The 14,704-nt window shown below is 57.9% G+C and carries 19 protein-coding genes; 11 read left to right on the top strand and 8 right to left on the bottom strand.

All coding sequences use genetic code 11. The features are described from left to right. Window positions 1-31: 31 nt before the first annotated feature. The gene (secB, locus tag ACP15F_RS13660; protein WP_424941375.1) at window positions 32-523 is read right to left on the bottom strand and encodes a protein-export chaperone SecB; all 492 of its coding nucleotides are present in this window, start codon (window positions 521-523) and stop codon (window positions 32-34) included. A 104-nt stretch (window positions 524-627) separates the two neighbouring features. Here secB and idi point away from each other — a divergent pair, with 104 nt between their 5' ends. Next, a complete protein-coding gene (gene idi, locus ACP15F_RS13655; protein ID WP_424941374.1) occupies window positions 628-1,149 on the top strand; it encodes an isopentenyl-diphosphate delta-isomerase in 522 nt (173 codons plus the stop codon). Here idi and ACP15F_RS13650 read toward each other — a convergent pair. Then, complete coding sequence (locus ACP15F_RS13650; RefSeq protein ID WP_424941373.1) at window positions 1,129-1,632, bottom strand: FxsA family protein; 504 nt, start codon at window positions 1,630-1,632, stop codon at window positions 1,129-1,131. The two genes, idi and ACP15F_RS13650, sit on opposite strands and share 21 nt — an antisense overlap. A 105-nt stretch (window positions 1,633-1,737) precedes the next feature. Between ACP15F_RS13650 and ACP15F_RS13645 the strand changes: the two genes are divergently transcribed. The 3 genes from ACP15F_RS13645 to ACP15F_RS13635 are packed head-to-tail and all read left to right on the top strand — an operon-like array spanning window position 1,738 to window position 4,032. Further along, the gene (locus ACP15F_RS13645; RefSeq protein WP_424941372.1) at window positions 1,738-2,397 is read left to right on the top strand and encodes a Tim44/TimA family putative adaptor protein; all 660 of its coding nucleotides are present in this window, start codon (window positions 1,738-1,740) and stop codon (window positions 2,395-2,397) included. Beyond that, the gene (locus tag ACP15F_RS13640) at window positions 2,397-3,428 is read left to right on the top strand and encodes a murein transglycosylase A (RefSeq protein WP_424941371.1); all 1,032 of its coding nucleotides are present in this window, start codon (window positions 2,397-2,399) and stop codon (window positions 3,426-3,428) included. The genes ACP15F_RS13645 and ACP15F_RS13640 overlap by 1 nt, the downstream gene beginning before the upstream one ends. A gap of 1 nt (window position 3,429) precedes the next feature. Next, the gene (locus tag ACP15F_RS13635; protein ID WP_424941370.1) at window positions 3,430-4,032 is read left to right on the top strand and encodes a Smr/MutS family protein; all 603 of its coding nucleotides are present in this window, start codon (window positions 3,430-3,432) and stop codon (window positions 4,030-4,032) included. Here ACP15F_RS13635 and ACP15F_RS13630 read toward each other — a convergent pair. The 5 genes from ACP15F_RS13630 to ACP15F_RS13610 all read right to left on the bottom strand — a co-directional run bounded on the left by ACP15F_RS13630 (window position 4,029) and on the right by ACP15F_RS13610 (window position 9,058). Beyond that, the gene (locus ACP15F_RS13630; RefSeq protein WP_424941369.1) at window positions 4,029-5,120 is read right to left on the bottom strand and encodes an alpha/beta hydrolase; all 1,092 of its coding nucleotides are present in this window, start codon (window positions 5,118-5,120) and stop codon (window positions 4,029-4,031) included. The two genes, ACP15F_RS13635 and ACP15F_RS13630, sit on opposite strands and share 4 nt — an antisense overlap. A gap of 60 nt (window positions 5,121-5,180) precedes the next feature. Further along, window positions 5,181-6,488: an ATP-dependent protease ATPase subunit HslU gene (gene hslU / locus ACP15F_RS13625; RefSeq protein WP_424941368.1), complete on the bottom strand. Its 1,308-nt coding sequence runs from the start codon at window positions 6,486-6,488 to the stop codon at window positions 5,181-5,183. Continuing rightward, window positions 6,485-7,042, bottom strand: coding sequence for an ATP-dependent protease subunit HslV (hslV, locus tag ACP15F_RS13620; RefSeq protein ID WP_424941367.1), 558 nt, complete (start codon window positions 7,040-7,042; stop codon window positions 6,485-6,487). Before hslV ends, hslU begins: the two co-directional genes overlap by 4 nt. 99 nt (window positions 7,043-7,141) lie before the next feature. Then, on the bottom strand, window positions 7,142-8,176 hold the full coding sequence (hemH, locus tag ACP15F_RS13615) for a ferrochelatase (protein ID WP_424941366.1): 1,035 nt from the start codon (window positions 8,174-8,176) through the stop codon (window positions 7,142-7,144). A gap of 51 nt (window positions 8,177-8,227) precedes the next feature. Beyond that, window positions 8,228-9,058, bottom strand: coding sequence for an SAM-dependent methyltransferase (locus ACP15F_RS13610; RefSeq protein ID WP_424941365.1), 831 nt, complete (start codon window positions 9,056-9,058; stop codon window positions 8,228-8,230). A gap of 30 nt (window positions 9,059-9,088) precedes the next feature. Here ACP15F_RS13610 and ACP15F_RS13605 point away from each other — a divergent pair, with 30 nt between their 5' ends. From ACP15F_RS13605 to ACP15F_RS13585, 5 genes are read left to right on the top strand one after another with little or no spacing between them, the layout of a single operon-like run. Then, window positions 9,089-9,805: a double zinc ribbon domain-containing protein gene (locus ACP15F_RS13605; protein WP_424941364.1), complete on the top strand. Its 717-nt coding sequence runs from the start codon at window positions 9,089-9,091 to the stop codon at window positions 9,803-9,805. A gap of 43 nt (window positions 9,806-9,848) precedes the next feature. Beyond that, window positions 9,849-10,106, top strand: a complete 258-nt coding sequence (gene grxC / locus ACP15F_RS13600; protein WP_424941363.1) for a glutaredoxin 3 — start codon at window positions 9,849-9,851, stop codon at window positions 10,104-10,106. Between the two features lie 3 nt (window positions 10,107-10,109). Further along, the gene (locus ACP15F_RS13595; protein ID WP_424941362.1) at window positions 10,110-10,928 is read left to right on the top strand and encodes a carbon-nitrogen hydrolase family protein; all 819 of its coding nucleotides are present in this window, start codon (window positions 10,110-10,112) and stop codon (window positions 10,926-10,928) included. Continuing rightward, window positions 10,928-11,374 carry a MarR family winged helix-turn-helix transcriptional regulator gene (locus ACP15F_RS13590; protein WP_424941361.1) on the top strand — a complete coding sequence of 149 codons (447 nt, stop codon included), beginning with the start codon at window positions 10,928-10,930 and terminating at the stop codon, window positions 11,372-11,374. Before ACP15F_RS13595 ends, ACP15F_RS13590 begins: the two co-directional genes overlap by 1 nt. After that, complete coding sequence (locus ACP15F_RS13585; protein WP_424941360.1) at window positions 11,371-12,153, top strand: GNAT family N-acetyltransferase; 783 nt, start codon at window positions 11,371-11,373, stop codon at window positions 12,151-12,153. The genes ACP15F_RS13590 and ACP15F_RS13585 overlap by 4 nt, the downstream gene beginning before the upstream one ends. Before the next feature lie 3 nt (window positions 12,154-12,156). On the opposite strand, the gene ubiG is transcribed toward ACP15F_RS13585, so the two are convergent. Continuing rightward, complete coding sequence (gene ubiG, locus ACP15F_RS13580) at window positions 12,157-12,906, bottom strand: bifunctional 2-polyprenyl-6-hydroxyphenol methylase/3-demethylubiquinol 3-O-methyltransferase UbiG (protein WP_424941359.1); 750 nt, start codon at window positions 12,904-12,906, stop codon at window positions 12,157-12,159. A gap of 53 nt (window positions 12,907-12,959) precedes the next feature. On the opposite strand from ubiG, the gene pip reads away from it, so the two are divergent. After that, entirely contained in the window at window positions 12,960-13,949 is a 990-nt protein-coding gene (gene pip / locus ACP15F_RS13575; protein ID WP_424941358.1) for a prolyl aminopeptidase, read from the top strand. 168 nt (window positions 13,950-14,117) lie between these two features. Beyond that, window positions 14,118-14,702: a ribosome maturation factor RimP gene (gene rimP, locus ACP15F_RS13570; protein ID WP_424941357.1), complete on the top strand. Its 585-nt coding sequence runs from the start codon at window positions 14,118-14,120 to the stop codon at window positions 14,700-14,702. Window positions 14,703-14,704 lie beyond the last annotated feature (2 nt).

Raw genomic sequence — 14,704 nt, 5'->3', positions numbered from 1 at the left:
AGCGAGGTCGATTATTCGACTTCGGTTTGGCTTAGCTTACGGGTGCGCTTGCCGCTTCAGCTGCGGCGCGGCGTTCGATTTCCTGACGGTACAGGGCCAGGAAGTCGACGGTATCCAGGTTCAGTGGCGGGAAGCCACCGTCACGAGTGATGTCCGACACGATGCGACGCACGAACGGGAACAGCATGCGCGGGCATTCGATCATCAGGAACGGGTGCAGCTGCTCTTCCGGTACGTTTTCAACGTGGAAGATGCCCGAATACTCCAGCTCCATCAGGAACAGCTGTTCGCCGTTTGCCTTGTTCTTCGAGCCGATCGTGTATTTCGTGATCACTTCAAACTGGTGATCTGTCGGGCGTTTCTTGGCATCCAGCGCGACTTCGACGTTGATGTCAGGCTGAACTTCACCCTGTACGCCTTTTTGCGCCAGAATGTTTTCAAATGACATATCGCGAATGAACTGACCCAGAACTTGCATTTTGGGCTGTGCGGGGGGCGTCTGCGTTGCGGCTTCGTCGGCCATGTCTGTCTCCTTCAGGAAAAACTGTCGGAAATGTCCTTAGCAGGTTGGGCAGGGACCCTCAACAAAGGGTTTCGTCAGAACGAAATTGGGGCTATCAGCGCCGCATGACGACGATGATCCCCACTTGGGTGGATGGCACCCTGACCCCGGTCGAAAAGCTTGAAGCGCATGTGAAAGGGCTTCGGCACAAAGCAGTGTCAGTATTTCTGATTTGCGAGGATCAGGTGCTGATCCAACAGCGCGCGGCCGAGAAATATCACACGCCAAACTTGTGGGCGAACACCTGTTGCACCCACCCGCATTGGGACGAAGATCCGCGTGAATGCGCAATTCGGCGGCTGGATGAAGAACTTGGGATCAAAGGTGTCGATCCGATTTGGGTCGAAAACCTAGAGTATCGCGCCGATGTGGGCGGTGGGCTGATCGAGCACGAGGTGGTCGATCTGTTCGTCATTCATTGCGAAACCCGGCCCAATCTGGACTTGAACCCGGACGAGGTTCAGGCTGTGGACTGGCTGGATCGCGCCGAACTAGAGACGAAAATCGCGGAGAACCCTGATCAATTCACCCCGTGGCTGCAGATCTATATGGCGAAGCATTCGATCTCAGTGTTTGGTCCAGCCTGACGGACCTTCTACGCCGTGGCGGGTCGGACGCTTCTCGGGTGTCACATCGGTGAAATCTCCATCAATCACGTCTTCTTCCTGTCCGGGCTGGCGGCGAACATCCTGATCAGCCATTCCCCCCATCGAGAACGTCTGAACCTTCACCCGCGACCGCGCCCAGTTGAACACGGCGCTGCGCACACCTGGGACCAGCAGGGCAAAACCAACGAAATCGGTGAAAAAACCGGGTGTCAGCAGCAACGCGCCGGAAAACAAGATCATCGCACCATGCGCCAAGGGCTCGGTCGGATCATTCAACTGCCCGAAACTGTCACGCAGTTGCGACATGGCCAAAGCGCCTTGCGCCCGCATCAATTGGGTACCAACAATTGCCGTCAACACGACGATACCAAGGGTCCACCACAGACCGATTGCACCGCCTACCTGAATGAACAGAGCAATCTCGATCAAGGGAACGGCGATGAACAACGCAAAAAGCCACATGGCAAAAGATCTCCTTTTCGTGTGACCGGTGGACTTGGCCCGGTACTGCACCTACATATGTCACCGATGAACGCGTTTCCATATGGCGCTTGAAAAGAGGTATCCATGAGCTCTTCCCTGATCCAGCTTCTTGTACTGGCCGGTATTGCCCTGTTTTTGATTTTGCGCCTGCGCGATGTGCTTGGCACACGCGAAGGGTTCGAAAAACCCGTCGTGCCGCGTCAGGATGATCGCCGGCTGGATCGCAGCAGCCTTGAAGTGATCGAAGGCGGCCCGGATCAAGACATTCTTGACCACGCCGAAGAAGGCAGCCCGTCGGCCTTGGCGCTGGCCGCCATGAAGACAAATGAACCCAGCTTCAATGTTGGCGAGTTTCTGGGCGGCGCGCGCGGTGCTTATGAAATGATCCTGATGGGGTTCGAAGCGGGAGACATGGCGCAGATTAAGCCGTTCCTGTCGGACGAGGTTTATGAAACCTTCGCCAGCGTTGTCGAAGCGCGTGAAGAGCAAGGCCTGTCGGTCGAGGCGAACTTTGTCGGTATCCGTGAGCTGAAGCTGGAAGAAGCCGCGTTTGACACCGCCACGCGTGAAGGCGAGATCACTGTGAAGTTCGTAGGCGAGCTGACTTCGGTTGTACGCGACAAGGGTGGCGATATCATCGAAGGCAACCCCAACGAAGTGAAACGCCAGAAAGACGTCTGGACCTTCGCCCGTGTCATGGGGTCGGACAACCCGAACTGGCACCTTGTCGCCACGGGTGGCTGATGTTTCGGGGGCTGGCATTTGCGCTGGCCCTTTTGGCCATGCCCGCCTTTGCGGGACTTGACGAAGCGCGCATCACATTAGTTCCATTTGAAGAGCTTGATGGTTGGGAAGATGACAACCATCAAGACGCATTGCGCGTGTTTCTGGATACCTGCCGGGATCTGGATGAACCACAATGGCGCCCGATCTGTGCCTTGGCGCAGACGCAGGACGACGGAAAAGCTTTTTTCGAGCTGTTTTTCCGCCCTCTGCTAATCGAAGACGGCAAAGCACCCCTGTTCACTGCGTATTATGAACCCGAGCTTAAAGGCTCGCGGTATGAGACTTCGGTCTATCGCTATCCGGTCTATGCAAAGCCCCCCGAGGTAACGAACAACCAGTCCTGGTTGCCCCGGCGCAGCATCGAAGAAGGCGACATAATGAAGGGACGCGGGCTTGAGATCGCGTGGGTCTCCGATCCGGTTGACCTTCAGTTCCTACAAATTCAGGGCTCGGGCCGGATTCGTCTGCCGGATGGTGGCAGCATTCGGCTTGGCTATGGCGGATCTAATGGGCACAGCTTTCGATCACTTGGGAAAGAGCTTGTCCGGCGCGGGGTGTATAACGAACACCAAGTCTCGCAAGCAGTGATCCGGAACTGGGTGCGCCGCAACCCGGAAGCTGGGCATGATCTGCTGATGTCGAACCCGTCTTATGTTTTCTTCCGCAAAATTGGGGCGGTGTCCGCCAGCAAGGGACCGCTTGGGGCAATGAACCGCTCGATCACCGCACACCGGTCCGTTGCGATTGATCCGAAATACACGCCATTGGGCGCCCCGGTCTGGCTGGAAAAGGACGGGGCCGAGCCGTTCCGCCGATTGATGGTGGCGCAGGATACTGGTTCGCGGGTCAAAGGTGCCCAGCGGGCGGATATATTCTGGGGGACTGGGGATCAGGCCGGAAAGCTGGCGGGCCAGATCAAAGATGATGGGCGCATGTACGTGCTGCTTCCCATCCAGCGCGCCTATGCCCTGTTGCCCGAGGATCAGTGACATGGCGAGGCGACCCAAAAATCTGAGCGACGATGATAAGGCGCTTTGGCAAAAGGTAACCGAAAGCACGATCCGGCTGCGCCCGCCGAAGCCATCTTTGGGAAAAACAGATCCCGTTCCAGCAGAACCTATTCGACAACCGCTGAAACCGGTCAAAGTAACGCATCCTAAATTCCGCGTTGGCGAGCGGGCAAAGAAGCCAGGAAGCCCGCATGATCTGGCCCCTTCGATGCGCGACCACGTTGCCACGCATCCTGTGGCAATGGATCGCAACACCTTTGGCAAAATGAAAAAGGGCCGCCTTGCGCCAGAGGCACGGATCGATTTGCACGGAATGACGATTGCGCAGGCGCATCCGGTGCTGACACGGTTTATCTTGAACGCAATCGATGCCGACCGCCGACTTGTTCTGGTGATCACCGGCAAGGGCAAACACAAGGATGATGGCGGTCCGATCCCTGTGCGCCACGGCGTCTTACGCCATCAAGTGCCACACTGGCTGAACACCGCACCACTACGTCAGCACGTCCTGCAAATTACCGAAGCGCATCTGAAACATGGCGGGCAGGGTGCCTACTACGTTTATCTGCGCAGGCGACGTTAAGGCGCGGTGTTCGGAATAACCAATCGCGTCGCGTTTTGAACCACCAACACCGTACCCGGCAGAAGGCCCGGCCGGACAGTGGGGCTGTCACTGATGGCGGCAGACAGGTTCGGAATGCTGTTGATCAAGCGGAGAAATGCAGGAGAAGCAAAGGCGACGCTGTGGTCCGCCTCGCCATCGCTGAATGCAGACAGGTCAACAAGCGTCACATCAAGCTCGGCCAGTTCCTTCACGTCGGTATTGTTGCCAAGACGCGTGGTTTGGCCGGTCAGAGTCGCTGACAGTTTCAGCGCCCGATCGCGCGAAGAAGTAAAGATATAGAAGGGTTGAGGCAGCTTCCCGATGCGCTTTGCCTGCTGGCGGAACAGGTCCAGATCGATATCCGGCGAGATCAGGACAACACCCCCAATCTTGCTTAGCCCTTTCTGACCGTCGGCGATTGCCATCTGGCGGAGAGCTTCCATCGACAAAAGCGCGCCCATCGAATGCCCGACCAGAAGAACCTCGTCTACGCCGGATTTTGATACCGAACGCAAGGTGGCCTCAAGCCCGTCACGCGCATAAAGCATCGAGTCACGGTCATATCCATAGCCCAAAGGGTGTCCGGCGCTGGGCCAGGAATAATGCACGGGCAGGAACGGCAGATCCAAATCCGCGTTCAACTGCGCAAAACGATAGAGCCCTTCCGAGAAGCGGTTGTTGAATCCGTGGACAAAGACGGTTGCCGTGCGTTCTTCACCGCGGCGCCCGCGCAACGAGCGCGTCATCGCGGTTTCAAACGCACGCTGCGAGGCAAATCGTTCGTAGTTGTCGACAAGGAAGTGCGCGGCCGGATCAGGCGTCTTGCGACCGGGCCAGTTGATCTCTCCTGGTTCGCGATCGTCCGGGATCGATACGCCAACCTGACCAAACAAAAGCTCGCCGCCCCGATTGCTGGTGGGCGCGCCGCTTTCGTCAAGTTCTCGGGTTGAGGCGACAAAGATGCTTTGCAGATCACCAACCTGCCCTGCGCCAGGAAGGTACGTGATCGTACCGCGAGGAGCACAGGCGGTTAGCACCAAAACAACAGAAAAAACTAGAAATCGCACGGGGCAGCCTCCTCGGGAATATCCATTGGATAACCGAGGAGGCCCTTTCTGACTAGCCCGTCAAAGCACGTAGCGGCTGATGTCGGTCGATGTCATGAGCGCACCCAAATGTTTGTCGACAAAGGCTTGGTCCACGACCACCTCTTCGCCGCCCCGATCAGGCGCCGAGAAGCTGAGCTCTTCGAAAACACGTTCGAGCACCGTGTAAAGCCGCCGCGCACCGATGTTTTCAACGCTTTGGTTCACCTCGGCTGCGATCTTGGCCAAAGCCGCGATGCCGTTATCGGTGAAGCTAACCGTTACATCCTCGGTCCCCATCAGGGCCGTGTATTGGCGGGTCAGCGCGTTGTCGGTCTCGGTCAGGATGCGGACGAAGTCCTCTTCCGTCAGCGCGCGCAATTCAACGCGTATCGGCAGACGGCCCTGAAGTTCCGGCAGCAGGTCCGAGGGCTTGGCGACATGGAACGCACCCGAGGCGATGAACAGGATATGATCCGTTTTCACCGCGCCGTGTTTGGTCGAAACGGTCGTACCTTCGATCAACGGCAGCAGATCGCGTTGCACGCCTTCGCGGCTGACATCGCCACCCCGGTTTTCGGTGCGCGCACAGACCTTGTCGATTTCATCCAGAAAGACGATGCCGTTCTGCTCAACGGCTTCTAGCGCCGATTTAGTGACTGTTTCGTCATCCAGAAGCTTGTCAGCCTCGTCCGAAATCAGCACTTCATAGCTGTCACGCACCGTCAGCTTCTTTGTCACGGTGCGCTGTCCGAAAGCTTTGCCGAACATGTCGCCCAAGTTCAGCATTCCCATGCCCTGCCCCGGCTGGCCCGGTATATCCATCATTGGCATCGGGTTTGAGGTATCGGCGACCTCCAGCTCGATCTCGTGGTCGTCCAGCTCGCCGGTACGCAGCTTCTTGCGGAACATCTCGCGGGTGGCGTCGCGGGCATCAGAGCCGGCGATGGCCTCGATCACGCGATCCTCGGCGGCTTCTTCCGCGCGGGTCTTCACGTCTTCGCGCATATGTTCGCGGGTTTGGATGATGGCGGCGTCCACCAGATCGCGCACGATCTGTTCGACGTCCCGGCCGACATAACCGACTTCGGTGAATTTAGTGGCCTCGACCTTCAGAAACGGCGCGCGGGCGAGTTTTGCCAAGCGGCGGCTGATTTCGGTCTTGCCGACACCGGTGGGTCCGATCATCAGGATATTCTTGGGATAGACTTCGTCACGCAGGTCATCCGCCAGCTGCTTGCGACGCCAGCGATTGCGCAGGGCGACAGCAACGGCGCGCTTGGCGTCGTTCTGGCCGATGATGAAGCGATCAAGCTCGGATACAATCTCGCGGGGGGTCAGATCGGTCATTGGCTGATCTCCTCAACCGTCAGGTTTCCGTTGGTATAGACACAGATATCGGCGGCGATCGCCATGGCTTTGCGCGCGACGGTTTCGGCATCCAGATCGCCTTCCATCAAGCCACGCGCGGCGGCGAGGGCGAAGTTTCCGCCTGACCCAATCGCGGCCACGTCATGTTCCGGTTCCAGCACGTCGCCCGCGCCGGTGATCACGAACAGGTCCTTGCCGTCGGTGACGATCAGCATGGCTTCCAACTTTTGCAGATATTTGTCGGTGCGCCAGTCCTTCGCCAGCTCGACCGAGGCACGGGCCAGTTGGCCGGGTGTCGCTTCCAGCTTGGTTTCCAGACGCTCCAGCAGAGTGAATGCATCCGCTGTCGATCCCGCAAATCCAGCCACGACATCAAACCCGCCGGGGGACAACCTCCGCACTTTGCGTGCGGTGCCTTTAATAACGGTTTGGCCCAAACTGACCTGACCATCACCCGCTACAACTACTTTACCACCTTTGCGCACGCCAATGATTGTCGTGCCGTGCCAGCCGGGAAATTCGTTCTCCGCCATATCGCCTCCAAATTCGGTTTCATCCTATATGGACATGGGGAAAGCGGCGCACAAGCATTGGCCTGTGCGAAGCAGCGGTTCTTGCGGATTTGAGGCGGTTCAACCCAGCCAGCCGCCCAAATTACGCTCGGCCACGCCGATCAGTGCGTCGATATGGGCGTCATCGTCATTCAGGCAGGGAATGTAGGTGAAGCTTTCGCCCCCGGCCTCGATGAAGGCCTCTTGGATTTCTTCCTGAATTTCTTCCAGTGTCTCGATGCAATCGGCGGAGAACGCGGGCGCGATGACGGCGATGTTCTTCTTGCCAGCTTTTGCCAGACGGGCGACTTCCTCGACCGTATAGGGCTTCAGCCATTCCTCGGGCCCGAAGACCGACTGGAAGGTCGTGGTGATCTCGCTTTCATCCCAGCCCAGACGCTCTTTCAGCAGGCGCGTGCTTTTTTGACATTGGCAGTGATAGGGATCGCCCTGCTGAAGATAGCGTTCTGGCATCCCGTGATATGACACGACCAGCAGGTCCGGCTTCTTGTCCATCGCGGCATAGCCGTTTTCCACGGACTGCGCCAAAGCGTCGACATAGGCGGGATCGTCGAAGTAAGGCTCGATCGTGCGGGCGGCAGGCTGCCAGGTTTCTTCCATCAGCGCACGGAAGAACTGGTCGTTTGCGGTGCCCATCGTGGCACCAGCATATTGCGGATAAAGCGGGAAAAAGAGGATCCGGTCACAGCCGGCAGCCACCATTTCCTGTACCTTCGACTTGGTCGACGGATTGCCATAACGCATGCAGAAATCCACCATGACCTCAGCGCCGTGTTTGGCTTCCAATGCGGCTCTAAGCTTAGTGATTTGCGCCTTCGTGATCGTCATCAAAGGGCTTTCGTTCAGATCTTCATTCCAGATCGATTTATACGCCTCGCCCGAGGATTTTGGGCGTTTCGTCAGAATGATGGTCTGAAGGATTGGCTGCCATTTCCATGCGGGATAGTCGATCACGCGCTTGTCCGACAGAAATTCGCTTAGATAACGGCGCATCGGCCAATAGTCATATCCGTCAGGCGTGCCGAGATTGGCGAACAGAACGCCGACTTTGCGGGCGGGGAGTTTGGGATGATCCGTGGGCTTTTGCATAATCATGGCTACGTCCTTGTTCGCGTCTCAGATCACTTAAACAGAATATATTTCAGGTCAATCGGACAATTTGGTCTCGTCCGTGCCCAAGGCATCCGCCAAACGGGTCGCAGCGGAACCGGGGCGCAGGGGTTTTTGCTGGCTTTCATCGGGCGCCCAGCCGGTCAGAAAGATCATTTCGAAACTGGCGGTGATGCGGTTGTCATCTGCTGGGAAGTGCTGGGCATAGCGGGTTTTGACATCGTCAAAGAAGGCGCGGTTCAGGGGGGACATCAGTCTCTGTTCCAGCGCATTTCGCTCTCCCATCGCTTTCAGGTCGCGCATCAGGGCGTAAGCGTCAGCATATGTCACCTGCCGCACAGCGCTGTCGGCGACGGGCAGCGCAAGTCCGGAACGCTGAAGCAACGCACCAAGATCGCGGATCTCGCCCATCGGGACCACGCGCGGGGACAGACCTCCGGTGCGGGCGACCTCGACCTCGGACAAAATGGCACGGAGTTCGGACAGGGTTTGCCCGCCAAACATCACGCCCATGAACATCCCGTCATTGATCAGGGCGCGGCGGGATTGGATGATCTGCCCCACCGGGTCGTTCGCCCAATGGAGCGACAGTCCGTGGATCACCAGATCATGCCCGCCCTGCTCCAGCGACAGGATGTCATCATCGGGCACGATCACCGCGTCGGGGAAGCTTTCGGCCCACACCTCGGGGAAACCGGTGACAATCGCAGGCTTGGTAAACGTTCTGTTAACCTCTGTCAGGCGATCCTTCACCTCGTCCGCGGCCAGTTCTTGCAGGAACATGCCGTCCGCTGTCGCGCGGCGGCGATTTTGCGCCAGTTGGGCGCGGTTGGTCAGCTTTGGCGGTGTGTCGTCAGGCAGTCTCATGGCGGCGGACCATAGTTGGAAGGGGCGAAAATGCAATCAGCACTGCATCTGATTTATCCACCGCAATGCGTCAGTTGTGATGCGCCGACGGATACGGATTTTGCGCTTTGTGCGGAATGCTGGCGGGAAACACCATTCATTACGGGCCTGTCCTGTGACCTATGCGGAGAACCCCTGCCCGGCGAAGACGATGGAAGCATCGTGCATTGCGATGCGTGCATGACGCGGCAGCGCCCGTGGAAACAGGGGCGATCCGCCCTGCTCTACCGTGGCAATGCGCGCCGTATGATCCTTGCCCTGAAACACGGCGACCGTCCCGAGCTTGCCCGTAGTTTTGCCCCGTGGCTGGCCCGCGCGGGCGAGGATATCATGCAAGACGGCCTGCTGATCGTACCCATTCCCATTCATTGGACCCGACGACTGAAGCGACGCTACAACCAAGCGGCCGAGCTGTCGCGGGCTTTAGCGCGTGAAACCGGATTGGAGCATGCGCCTCAGGCTCTGGTCCGCCTTCGTCGGACCGCCATGCATGATGGGATGAATGTTGAAGATCGCTTTTCCAACATGGATCGCGCCATCAGTGCGCACTCTAAACACGGTGCTATTTTGCAGGGGCGCGATGTGCTGTTGCTGGATGATGTAATGACCTCGGGCGCGACATTTCATGCGGCGGCGCATGCAGCAACCCGCGCCGGTGCCGAATCCGTGAAGGTGCTATCCCTTGCGCGCGTTGCGCGGGATGCCTAACTGGCTGTAAACCTATTCACAGATACCTCGTACGGAGCCCCTGATGCAGCCTGTCACTATCTATTCCTCGCCGCTCTGCGGGTTTTGCCACGCAGCTAAGCGCCTTTTGAACAGTAAGAACGTTGAATTTGAAGAGATCAACGTGCTGATGAAACCTGAGCGCAAGCAGGAAATGATGTCGCGCGCCAATGGGCGTCACACGGTGCCGCAGATCTTTATCGGCGATATCCATGTGGGTGGGTGCGATGATTTGTACGACCTTGAGCGCAGCGGAAAGCTTGATCCGCTGCTGGCGGGCTGACCCATGCGTGTCGCGCTGATCCAGTTTACGGCCGGGGATGATCCGGCCGCGAACCTTGGGCCTTTGCGCGACATGGTGCGGAAAGCGGCGCAGGACGGGACCGAGTTTGTTCTGACGCCTGAAGTGTCGAACATCATCTCGACCAGCCGCCGGCACCAAAATAAAGTTCTTCATCACGAATCCGAAGATCCGACGCTTGCCGCCCTACGCTACGAAGCACACGCGCTGGGCATTTGGCTGTTGATCGGATCCTTGGCGCTGAAAACGGATGATCCGGACGGACGCTTTGCAAACCGGTCTTTCATGATCTCTCCGCTTGGGGACATCGTCGCGCGGTACGACAAGATCCATATGTTCGACGTGCAGATCGACGCGACTGAAAGCTATCGTGAAAGCGCGGGCTATCGTCCAGGAGGTCGCGCGACCGTCGCCCAGACTGAGTTCTGCCCCATTGGCATGACCATCTGCTATGACATGCGCTTTCCGCATCTCTATCGCGCATTGGCCAAGGCTGGTGCGCAAATTATCACGGTGCCCGCTGCGTTTTCGCCTGTCACTGGTGCTGCGCATTGGGAAAGCCTTCTGCGCGCCCGCGCGATCGAAAACGGCGTGTTCATTCTGGCCCCGGCGATGTGCGGGCAGCATAGCCCGAAGCGCGCAACCTATGGCCATTCGCTGGTGGTGTCGCCATGGGGTGAAGTTTTGGCCGACGCTGGTGTCGCACCGGGCATCACAATGGTTGATCTTGACCTTGCAGACGTGGGAAGGTCGCGCCAACGCGTTCCATCCCTGACGCATGATCGAGAATTCAAAGGCCCCTGATGTCCGAAAGCTCTGCCGAAACCCTGTCTGTTGCCCTGTTCAGCGAGATGTTCATGGCCGACCAGCTGGCGCGCAACCGTCTGTCGAAAGCGCTGCCAAAGGGTATGGAGCTAAGCCATTTTTCCGTGCTGAATCACTTGGCCCGCGTGGGCGAAGAAAAAAGCCCCGCGCAACTGGCCAAATCGTTCCATGTCACGCGGGGTGCAATGACCAACACTCTGAACAAACTGGAATGGGCGGGGCATGTGCATATCCGGCCAGATTGGGATGACGCGCGACGCAAATTCGTCACGATCTCGCCCTCGGGCAAGGCTGCGCGGGATGCGGCGCTGGCGGCGATCACGCCTATTATCTCAAACATGGTGAAACAGATCGGGGCTGAAAACGTGCGTAATGTGCTGCCTGTTCTGCGTGAGATGCGCCAAATCCTCAGCGACGTCGAATGAACTCGCTTGAGTTTGCCACCGACCTAATGGTTCAAGTTGGCCAGACCGATATTCAGAAGTTTGACGATCGGTTTGTTCAGCGCACGCCAGATGAACCTAACTATTGGTTTGGAAACCGCGTCGTTTTCTATGAGCCACCGAAATCTGCAGACGATCTGATTGCACAGTTCCATGCAGACATCCCCGAGGCCAAACACATCTGCATCAGTTGGGATATTCCCGACCTGAGCATTCAGTCTGTGAAAGACGTTTTTGAATGCACCGGGCTGCGTGTGGAACAGGGCGATGTGCTTGCGTTGCGACAGGAACTGAAGCGTGCTGACATGCCAGTGGGGATAAACATCCGGCCTTTGGTGTCTGCATCTGATTGGCAACAAAGCGAGGCTATCGGCCGTGCGGATCTACTGAAGAATGATGTGCCCGAGGCTGGATTAGACACCTTTTTGAAAAACAAAACGGTCGCGCGACAAGAGCAGATTGCGAAAGGGTTGGGTCAGTGGTTTGGCGCTTTCGACGGCGACACGCTTGCGGGTGACATGGGCATCTTCAATGACGACCGGCTGATCCGGTACCAATCCGTGCAAACACACGAGGCATATCGCCGACGCGGGATATGCTCGGCGCTTCTTTGTGCCTGCCTGGATTGGGCCAAAACCCGCGCGCCTGATGCGCTTCCGGTTATCGTGGCGAATGCGGACAGTGATGCTGGACGGTTGTATCGTCGCGCCGGATTTACCTTGGCCGAGACCACGATCGCTGCCTATCGGCCGCCAAAATAGAGCCTATTTCGGCCTCACCGAAGTCATGGCGTAGTTCACCGATAGATCTTGGGACGACAGGGACCAGCTCCACGCAAGTGGGTTAAAGACCATACCCATGCGATCCACCACGTTCAGGCCTGCGGCGGCGATCAAATCGGCCAACTCGTCCGGGGTGATGAATTTCGACCATTCGTGGGTGCCTTTGGGCAGCCAGCGCATGATGTGTTCGGCGCCGATGATTGCAACCATATAGCTTTTCGGGTTCCGGTTCATGGTCGAAGCGACCATCAGTCCGCCTGGTTTCAGAAGTTGCTGGCAAGCGGTCAGATAGGCCAGCGGATCGGCCACGTGCTCGACCACTTCCATATTCAGAACCACATCGAATTGCTCGCCCGCGTCAGCAAGGCTTTCGGCGGTGCAATTGCGGTAATCGATGTCCAGCCCCATCTGCTCGGCATGGACCTGAGCGACCGGGATGTTGCCCGCCGCCGCGTCCGCGCCAATAACGGTGGCTCCAAGACGCGCCATCGGTTCCGACAACAGCCCGCCGCCGCAACCGATATCCAGCAGGCGCAGACCCTTGAACGGTTCGACGTCGTTCAAATCCCGGCCAAATTCGGCAGCGATCTGGTTTGTGATATAATCCAGACGCACAGGGTTCATCATGTGAAGCGGTTTGAACTTGCCTGTGGGATCCCACCATTCGGCGGCCATCGCTTCGAACTTCGCGACTTCGGCGGGATCGACGGTGGTCTGGTTTTCGGCAGTCATCGGATACCTTCTTTCTGATGGCAGGCGCGTCGTGGTCATTATATAGAGGGTTTATGGATAAGGCCGCAGGAAAAAACAGCGCAGCCGCACGGCTCTACCCTCCGATCGACCCGTTTGACCGGCATATGCTGGATGTGGGCGACGGCCACAAGATCTATGTCGAACAATCCGGCAATCCAGAAGGTATTCCTGTGGTGGTGTTGCATGGTGGTCCGGGTGGCGGGTCATCCCCGGCGATGCGGCGGTTCTTTAACCCGAGGCTTTATCACATCATTCTGTTTGACCAGCGCGGCTGCGGGCGGTCGCGGCCTCATGCAAGCATCGAGCACAACACCACATGGCATTTGCTGCGTGATATCGAACAAATTCGCGCGATGCTGGGCATTGATCGCTGGATCGTATTCGGCGGAAGCTGGGGGGCGACGCTGTCCCTAATCTATGCGCAGGCGCACCCGTCGCGCGTGGCGCATCTGGTGCTGCGCGGCGTGTTTCTGGCGACAAAGTCCGAGCTGGATTGGTTTTACGGCGGCGGCGCTGGGCGGTTCTGGCCCGAGCTTTGGGATCGCTTTGAGAACCTGATCCCCGAGGCAGAGCGTCACGACATGATCAGCGCCTATCATCGCCGTCTGTTCTCGGGCAACTACGCCGAGGAAGCCCGATTTGCTCGTGCTTGGACAGGGTGGGAAAACGCGCTGGCCTCGATCCACAATGTCGGCGTGACGATTGACAGCCCGGCGGAATATGCCCGCGCCTTTGCGCGGCTGGAAAATCATTACTTTCGGCACGGCGCCTTTCTGGACGAAGACGGCAAGATCCTGCGCGACATGGAGCGGATCGCTCACATCCCTGGCACCATCGTGCAGGGACGCCACGATATGATTTGCCCGCCGAAGATGTCGTGGGAACTGCACCGCCGTTGGCCCGCGTCCGATCTGCGGATGATCCATCTGGCCGGACACGCATTGTCGGAACGCGGGATTGCCGACGAGCTGGTGACAACGATGGAAAAGCTGTCAACCATGCGTGAGGCATTGGGGGTTTAATATTTGCCCACATTGTGCGGGAAATCTCGCCTTATTCTTGTCCCTTGCAGACTCACCCGCTTTCCCCTATATCCCTTTTCAACAGCGGTGCTTTGGCCTCCACCCCCAAAGCTCCACCGGAAAAATCCGACGGGCCCGCTGGCCCGTTTTTTTGTTTTGGAGATACGTGTGAGCAACCTTGTTGCAAAATCCGCGATTGACCGTCGACTGGCCGAGATTGTCGGCCCCGTGATCGAAGACATGGGGTTCGAACTGGTACGTCTGCGTCTGATGGGCGGCAATACGCCCACGCTGCAGATCATGGCCGAGCGTCCTGACGGCGGGATTGAAGTAGATGACTGCGCCCAGATCTCGACCGCGCTGAGCGCGATCTTGGATGTGGAAGACCCGATTGAAGACAACTATGCGCTTGAAGTCGGTTCGCCCGGCATCGACCGCCCACTGACTCGTCTGAAGGATTTCAGTGCGTGGTCAGGTTATGTCGCCAAGATCGAAACGTCTGAACTGATCGACGGGCGTAAGCGCTTCAAGGGCAACCTTGCGGGCGTAGAAGGAAACGAGGTTCTGATCGAGATCGAGAACCAGGGCGAAGAGGTCACCATTGGCCTCGTTTTTGATTGGCTGGCTGACGCCAAGCTGGTTTTGACCGACGAACTGATCCGCGAGGCGCTGCGTCAGCGCAAGGATGCGGGCCAGATCGACGAAGCCCAATTTGACGAAATTCAAGAAATCACCGGTTCCGAGGAGGACTGAGA

The sequence above is a fragment of the Aliiroseovarius sp. S253 genome (assembly GCF_049800855.1).
GTDB lineage: Bacteria > Pseudomonadota > Alphaproteobacteria > Rhodobacterales > Rhodobacteraceae > Aliiroseovarius.
Note: the sequence above shows the minus strand (reverse complement) of the source record. Positions and strands in the feature narration are given on the sequence as shown.